Annotated in this window: 5 protein-coding genes and 1 tRNA gene; 4 read left to right on the top strand and 2 right to left on the bottom strand. The window is 57.3% G+C overall.

Features of this window, described 5'->3' with window-relative positions; translation table 11 throughout:
- Nucleotides 1-151: 151 nt before the first annotated feature.
- Complete coding sequence (locus GGQ73_RS17735; protein ID WP_183897264.1) at nucleotides 152-2665, bottom strand: GcvT family protein; 2514 nt, start codon at nucleotides 2663-2665, stop codon at nucleotides 152-154.
- A 166-nt stretch (nucleotides 2666-2831) separates the two neighbouring features.
- Nucleotides 2832-5405 carry a mechanosensitive ion channel family protein gene (locus GGQ73_RS17730; protein WP_183897263.1) on the bottom strand — a complete coding sequence of 858 codons (2574 nt, stop codon included), beginning with the start codon at nucleotides 5403-5405 and terminating at the stop codon, nucleotides 2832-2834.
- Between the two features lie 157 nt (nucleotides 5406-5562).
- On the opposite strand from GGQ73_RS17730, the gene GGQ73_RS17725 reads away from it, so the two are divergent.
- The 4 genes from GGQ73_RS17725 (at nucleotide 5563) to GGQ73_RS17710 (ending at nucleotide 6877) form a co-directional block, all read left to right on the top strand.
- Entirely contained in the window at nucleotides 5563-5814 is a 252-nt protein-coding gene (locus GGQ73_RS17725; RefSeq protein ID WP_045230352.1) for a GlsB/YeaQ/YmgE family stress response membrane protein, read from the top strand.
- A gap of 160 nt (nucleotides 5815-5974) precedes the next feature.
- Nucleotides 5975-6050, top strand: a tRNA-Lys gene (locus tag GGQ73_RS17720).
- Between the two features lie 140 nt (nucleotides 6051-6190).
- Complete coding sequence (locus tag GGQ73_RS17715) at nucleotides 6191-6427, top strand: hypothetical protein (protein ID WP_183897262.1); 237 nt, start codon at nucleotides 6191-6193, stop codon at nucleotides 6425-6427.
- Nucleotides 6428-6664: 237 nt separating this feature from the next.
- Nucleotides 6665-6877: a hypothetical protein gene (locus GGQ73_RS17710; RefSeq protein ID WP_174153056.1), complete on the top strand. Its 213-nt coding sequence runs from the start codon at nucleotides 6665-6667 to the stop codon at nucleotides 6875-6877.
- Nucleotides 6878-7028: the final 151 nt, after the last annotated feature.

Below are 7028 nucleotides of genomic sequence, written 5' to 3'. Positions count from 1 at the left end.
ATCTCGAGAGCCGTCTGTTCGGGAGCAGGTTTCTTCAACATGTCCCAATGAATCATAACCCCCCCGATGTGACCAGGGGTTTGTCAGCAGTCTGACCCGCCGATATCTTCGGCGGGTTTTTCTTTGAGCGGCGGATAAAAGACGAGGAAGACTATCCGCGCAGCATCGCATTGTCAGGATCGAACGGACTTTCAACCACGACTTCGGCATCGTAGAGATCACCGAGAATCTTGATCTTCAGCTTGGTTCCAACGGCCGAATGGTCAGGTGACAGCATGGCAAGCGCAAGCGATTTGCCAATGCGCCAGCCAAAGCCGCCGGATGTGGCGCGACCAACGACCTCGCCCGCATCGTTGTAGATCGCTTCAGACCCACGTGCGTCCACCGTTGTGTTGCCCGTGACCACAAGCGTCGCGAAAATCCACTTGAGGCCCTTTTCCTTGCCCGCGACCACGGCGTCACGACCAATGAACTGCTTTTCGGGCTTGATGAAGCGGTCTAGGCCCGACGTGTAGGCATTGTATTCGACCGACAGCTCACGGCCCATGTTACGGTAGGATTTTTCCAGCGACATCGACACCATCGCACGGATGCCGAAAGGCTTGATCCCGAATTCGGCACCCGCCTCCATCAAACGGTCGAAGATATAGGTCTGCATTTCGATGGGGTGGTGAAGTTCCCAGCCCAACTCGCCCACGAAATTGACGCGAAGCGCATGCGCCGTCGCCACGCCAACCGAAATCTCCTTGGCCGTCAGCCACGGAAAATCCTTGTTATCCAGGCTGGTGCGGGTCAGCTTCTTCAGCACCTCACGCGACTTCGGACCAGCCAAGGCCAGAACGCCATACTTCTGGGTGATGGGCTGGAGAATGACCGAGCCATCCGTCGGCGCTAAACGGCGCAGCACGTCATGGTCGTGGCTTTCCAGACCACCGGCAGAGACCAAATAGAATCGGCCCGGCGCCCATTCATAGACGGTGAATTCTGCTTTCACCCCGCCATCCTTGGTCAAAAGATGCGTCAGCGCGATACGGCCGCGTTTCTTAGGAATGGCGTTGGCAAGAATGCTGTCCAGCCAAGCACGCGCACCGGAGCCAGACACCTCCATCTTGGCAAAGGCCGACATATCCAGCACACCGACATGCTGGTTGACGTGCTTTACCTCATTCCCCACATGCTCGAAGTAATTCGAACGACGGAACGACCACTTCTCAACGATACGGCCATCGTCCAGCGCAGGTGCGTGGTTGTGGTTGGTCAGAACATCCGCGCCAACCCCCAACTCCTCCGGCTTCAGCGCGTAACCGTCCGGCACAAACCAGTTGGCGCGCTCCCAGCCGTAGACGCTGCCGAACACGCCGCCGAGTTTCTTGAGGCGATCATAGATCGGCGTTGTCTTCAGGGGACGGGCAGCGCTGCGCTCTTCGTCCGGATAGTGCATGGTGAAGACGTTGGCATAGGCCTCCTCGTTCTTGGCAATGAGGTAGCCTTCAGTCGCGTAAGGCCCGAAACGGCGCGGATCGACACCCATCAGATCGAGCGTCGGCTCGCCATCGACAATCCATTCCGCCAACTGCCAGCCCGCACCACCGGCCGCAGTGATGCCGAAGGAGTGGCCCTCGTTCAGCCAGAAGTTCTTCAGCCCCGGTGCAGGTCCGACAATCGGGTTGCCGTCCGGCGTGTAGGCAATGGCACCATTATAGACCTTCTTGATGCCAACTTCACCGAAGGCCGGAACGCGCGCAATGGCCGCTTCGATATGCGGCATGAGCCGATCGAGCTCTTCCTGAAACAGTTCGTACTCGCTCTGGTCCGATGGGCCGTCGACATAACAGACGGGTGCGCCGACCTCGTACGGACCGAGAATGAGACCGCCTGCCTCCTCGCGCATGTACCAGGCGCTGTCGGATTCGCGTAAGACCCCCATTTCCGGCAGGCCCTGTTTGCGGCGTTCCAGAATGGCCGGGTGCGGTTCGGTCACGATGTATTGGTGCTCGACTGGAATGACCGGGATATTGATGCCCACCATTTCGCCGGTCTTGCGGGCAAAATTGCCGGTGCAGGAGATCACATGCTCGGCAATGATCTCACCCTTGTCGGTCGTCACCTTCCAGTGACCGTCCTCAAGCTGCTCCAGCGCGGTGACGGTGGTGTTTCGGTAGATGGTGGCCCCACGGTCGCGCGCGCCCTTGGCCAGCGCCTGTGTGAGGTCTGCGGGCTGGATATAGCCGTCATCAGGATGCTGGATCGCACCGAGCAGCCCCTCTGTCTCGCACAGCGGCCAGACCTCCTTGACCTCTTCCGGCGTCAGCATCTTGACGTTGACGCCGATGGTTTCGGCAATGCCGGAATAATACATATACTCGTCCCAGCGGTCTTTGGTGCGGGCGAGACGAATATTGGAAACCTTGGAGAACCCGACATTCATGCCGGTTTCTTCCTGAAGCTCCTCGTAGAACTTCACCGAATATTTGTGGATCTGGCCGACGGAGTAGCTCATGTTGAACAATGGCAGCAGGCCCGCAGCGTGCCAGGTGGAGCCCGATGTCAGCTCCTTGCGCTCGATCAGGACGACGTCGTTCCAGCCCTTTTTGGCCAGATGATAGAGCGTCGAAACACCGACGACGCCGCCACCGATCACCACCGCCCGTGCATGTGTCTTCATGATGCATATTCCCCTTGAGGCAACTCACCCGCGTTTTCGCAGGCGTCATCGAACCAGTATGGGCAAGACTATGCAATGTCGCACCGCTACCCAAACGCCTGATTACGACATGCAAAAGGCTCGCCGCGACGGCGAGCCTTTTGCCAATTTCCAGGCTTCGGGAGAGTCAGGATCTGCGGTTACGCGCAGAGGCTCTTGGTGTCTCGTTTTCCACGTCCTTGGTTGGTTTATCCCGATCATCGGGCTTGGGCATTTCCTGCTGCGGCGTCGCGGCAGCTGCGGTTTTGGACACAAGCATCTTGTTGCCGTCTTCTTCTGCCAGGGCGTCCAGCGCGTGCAAATTGGCGTCACCATCGACATGAATATTTACATTGCGCTGCCTCATGGGAATGCTGATTCCTTCCTGGTGGAACCGCTTCAAAATCTCCATGCGAAGATTGTTCTTGACTGTCAGGCCATGGTTGAGATCGGAGAGATGGAAACGCAGCTCGAAGTCCAGTGAAAACTCTCCGAACCGCAGAAATTCCACATGCGGCTCCGGATTGCGCAGGACGGGAGTTTGTTTCTTCACCAGCTCCAGCAGAATATCCATCACCCGTTGTGGGTCAGTGTCGTAGGAAACGGAAACCGGAATTTCCCCGCGCTGGATGCGGTTTCTATGCGTCCAGTTACCCACCGAGGAATTGATGAATTCCGAGTTGGGGACGATGATCGACTGACCGCGGAAGGTTTCGATCTCGGTTGCACGCACGGACAGACGCTTGACCGTTCCCTCGACCGTCCCCGTCACCACCCAGTCACCCACCTTGAACGGACGCTCAACCAGCAGAATGAGGCCGGACACGAAATTCGACACGATGTTCTGGAGGCCGAAACCGATACCGACCGACAGGGCCGAGGCAACGAGCGCGAGGCTGGAGAGATCGAGACCGGCCGATGAGATACCAAAGATCGCGGCGACGACGACGCCCAGATAGCCGATGCCGGTACCAACCGAGTTGCGCACACCGGCGTCCACCTGGCCGCGCGCCATGACGTTTCTGTCGAGCCATTTCTGGAACCAGCGGGTCACGGCATAACCGACGACGAAGACGAGAATGCCGGTGATGATGCTGATCAGCGAGATGGAGGTCTTGCCGATGGAGAAGCCCGTCAGCAACCGGTAGGCCCAGCTTTCGATATCGCCAGGCTGGAAGCCCCAGGAAAACAGCACCAGCGGAACGCCGAACGCCAGAGCCGCGCAATAGATGCCGAGCCCGGCAGCCAGACCGGCCTGATCCAGCGGCACGGGTCCAAGGCCAAAACGTCTGCCCAGATAGCGCCCGACCAGCGTTTCGGCAAAGATGCCCTGCTTGGAAATGGCGCGGCCGGAGAGGATACCGATATACACCGTCGCCAGGACGGCACCCGTCGAAACGATCTGCGTCGCCAGGAACCGGGCAAGCCCGACATAGCCGGTGAGACACGCGCCGATCAGCAAAAGGCCGCCGACGCGCAGCAGGCTCGAAAGCCAGCGCGGCATGCGTTTATCGCGACCGTCTCCTTCGATATCCGTGCTGGCCAACGGTTTCACGAATGACAGGGCAAACAGAATGATGCCGATGATGATGGAGGCGACGAAGCTTTTGGCGACAGTGAGAATGAGCGGCGAATTCAGCGTCTCGCTGATCGTGCTGAACAGGTAGTCGAGGCCGTTGACCAGGGCCATGACAAGCATGGCCGACGACAGAATATGCGCCCCCCGGGTCGATACCTTGAGCAGCCGCCACTCGGGCTGCGTCGGCGAAAAGATCGCGTAGGTCAGCCTTGAGACGAAATAGACGAAGGCGACCACTGACATCGCCACGAAGACGATCGGCGCGATGTCGGGTCGCAAGACCCCGAAATTATCGAGAAGGAATGCCGATACCGATACGAACAGGAACACCGACATCGACTGCACCACGGTAGACCAAAACGCAACCGACAGACGTCGCAGATAGGTCGGCGCACCCGAAAACGCGCGCCGCTCCATCCGATGCCCCAGAAAGCGGTAGCCGCCGACCATAAACAACAAGGCAGCCAAGACGGAAAGAGAAACGGCGCCGAACATCGACACCCGCTTGTAGTTCCAAACGAAGATGGCCCAGCCGGTCAGAGAACTGCTGAGTGACGAAATTTCGCCGACGAACTCCGTGCCCGCTTCCGCCAGAACGGGCAGCGATATTTCCGTGCGCTTGAACAGTGTCGCGGCAAAAAGCTCACGGCGAAGATTGGTGATGGTATTGGAAAGTCGCGAGGCACTGGTCGAGACGCTCTCAGCATCACCCAGAACGGCGTTGATCTGCGCTTTTTCCGCAGTCAGCTTGTTGCGCTCGTCGGTCACGACGCTGGCTTCGGGCGGCTGGCCCTCCTTGGGCGGCTCCCCGAGCGACGTGATACGCGTGCTGATTTCGTCCAGCCTGGCGCGCAGGTGGCCGACGGTCGCGGCAGCGTTGCCTGCCAGATCATCGGCCTTACCCTTCAGGTCGACGAGCTTCATATCGTCGTTGCCCTTGTTGTCGATCTGCTCGGTGATGTCGGCCAGGGTCGCCTTGTCTTTGACGAGGCGTGCCTCTGCCTTCTGCGCAACCGACAATGCGGCGTCTTCGCTGGCAGCCTGCGGCGTTTGCGCCGAAACGATTTGTGCCGGAAGCGCCCACAACGCCATGAATGCAAACAGGACAGGCAGTAAACGCCCAGACCCTCTGGAGAATATCATCTGTGAATGCCCTTCACTCTTTCCGAATCACTGCGCCAACGTAATTGGCGTCTCGAAGGTTTCAAGCGTCTCGCCTTTCAAAATGCCGTCGGTCGCGCACCTTGAAGAAACCATTAGAATCGCCAAATATGCTAATGCAGTAACCGAGGAGGAAATTATGGAATCTGCTGGTATTGGCTGGATAGCCGCAATCATCATCGGTGGCATCGCCGGTTGGCTCGCCGAACAGTTCATGAAGAGCAATATGGGTGTTTTCATGAACATCATTCTGGGGATCGTCGGCGCCATCGTCGCAAACGCGATCCTTGCGGTCTTCGGCGTGGTCCTGACGGGCTGGATCGGATATCTCATCGCCGGTTTTGTCGGCGCGTGCATTCTTATCGCCATCGCGAGAGCTTTCCGGCGCTGAGAGAAAAAAGACAATCTGATTGAAAAAGCTGCGTTTCCAGCCTTTTCCGGCATGGCCGTGATTTTTCGAAGATGAAAATCGAAGAAATTTCATTTCCATGCTGGACAATCAGAATGTTCCTCTTTATACGGCCAATCACACCGCCAGACACGGCGGCGGCGGGTGATTAGCTCAGTTGGTAGAGCAGCTGACTCTTAATCAGCGGGTCGTAGGTTCGAGCCCTACATCACCCACCATTCTCCTTAAAATATGTCACATCAATCCATATTCGTTATGGTTCGCGTCCTGCGTCGCAAACTGGCAACACCTCTTCGAAACATCAGCTTTATCTTGTTTACTCCGTAAAGCCGTCTCATTTTACGACTTAATGAGACAGATGAGAGTTGTAACGAACATATTGATTCTTGTTGCAGGGGTTGTCGCCACAGGTCTGGCCGCTGGCTTCACCGTCACGATGATGGCGGAAGCGGGCGCTCTGGGTGCGTGTGTTGAAGAAAACTGTGGATACGCCGCCCTGTTCCTGGCGTTTCCACTGACCTGGTTCATCATGTTTTCACTGTTTCTGATGGCGATGCTCATCTGGCGGCGGAAGCCGAAGCGGGATTTCCGCTGATTGAGCAGCCTCAATGCGTTGAAAACAGAAGATTCAACGCTGAGTTCACCACCCCAAGTTATGTCGCTTATACCGAGCTGTATAACTTGACAGCTTCACGCATATAAACGAGTTTACGCCGCGCTGGGGGATTCGTTGCGTATTACGTTCTGTTGTCATTCTGATGACAGGCGTATTTGGTGAATGCACGCCTAGCCTGACATGATACTCAGGGCTAAGCGAGAAATGGAGTGCTGAATGCGCGCTTTGATCAATTCTCCGTCGCTCTCGGTCGATACGATGGATTATCAGGCCGAGTGCCAGTTTGCCTTGGAGCCGTCTATCAATGGCCTGCTTGAAAAGGCAGAGGGAGCTGGCTGGGATCGGAAACACGCCGTGCTGGCAATTGTTGCGCTGGCCAGTGGGCAGGTTTCCGAAGCAAGTTTTGCGGAAGACCGTCCGCTGTCTTGATAAAATCCACCCCCGCCCTGTCGTCCGGGCGAGATGCAGGTCTGGGACATCAGGTTTCCTGACGAAACGACATGGGCGCGAACGCATCGCATTTTAGAGAGACAGTTACAACCCGCCGACGTTTCGGCGGGTTTCGCTTATCCGGGCTTAG

The sequence above is a fragment of the Rhizobium skierniewicense genome, from assembly GCF_014196515.1.
Classification (GTDB): domain Bacteria; phylum Pseudomonadota; class Alphaproteobacteria; order Rhizobiales; family Rhizobiaceae; genus Agrobacterium; species Agrobacterium skierniewicense.
Note: the sequence above shows the minus strand (reverse complement) of the source record. Positions and strands in the feature narration are given on the sequence as shown.

Excerpts from the sequence above, each read along its gene's own strand:
- GGQ73_RS17735 (WP_183897264.1), bottom strand. The coding sequence starts at position 2,665 with ATGAAGACACATGCACGGGCGGTGGTGATCGGTGGCGGCGTCGTCGGT.
- GGQ73_RS17730 (WP_183897263.1), bottom strand. The coding sequence starts at position 5,405 with ATGATATTCTCCAGAGGGTCTGGGCGTTTACTGCCTGTCCTGTTTGCA.
- GGQ73_RS17725 (WP_045230352.1), top strand. The coding sequence starts at position 5,563 with ATGGAATCTGCTGGTATTGGCTGGATAGCCGCAATCATCATCGGTGGC.
- GGQ73_RS17715 (WP_183897262.1), top strand. The coding sequence starts at position 6,191 with ATGAGAGTTGTAACGAACATATTGATTCTTGTTGCAGGGGTTGTCGCC.
- GGQ73_RS17710 (WP_174153056.1), top strand. The coding sequence starts at position 6,665 with ATGCGCGCTTTGATCAATTCTCCGTCGCTCTCGGTCGATACGATGGAT.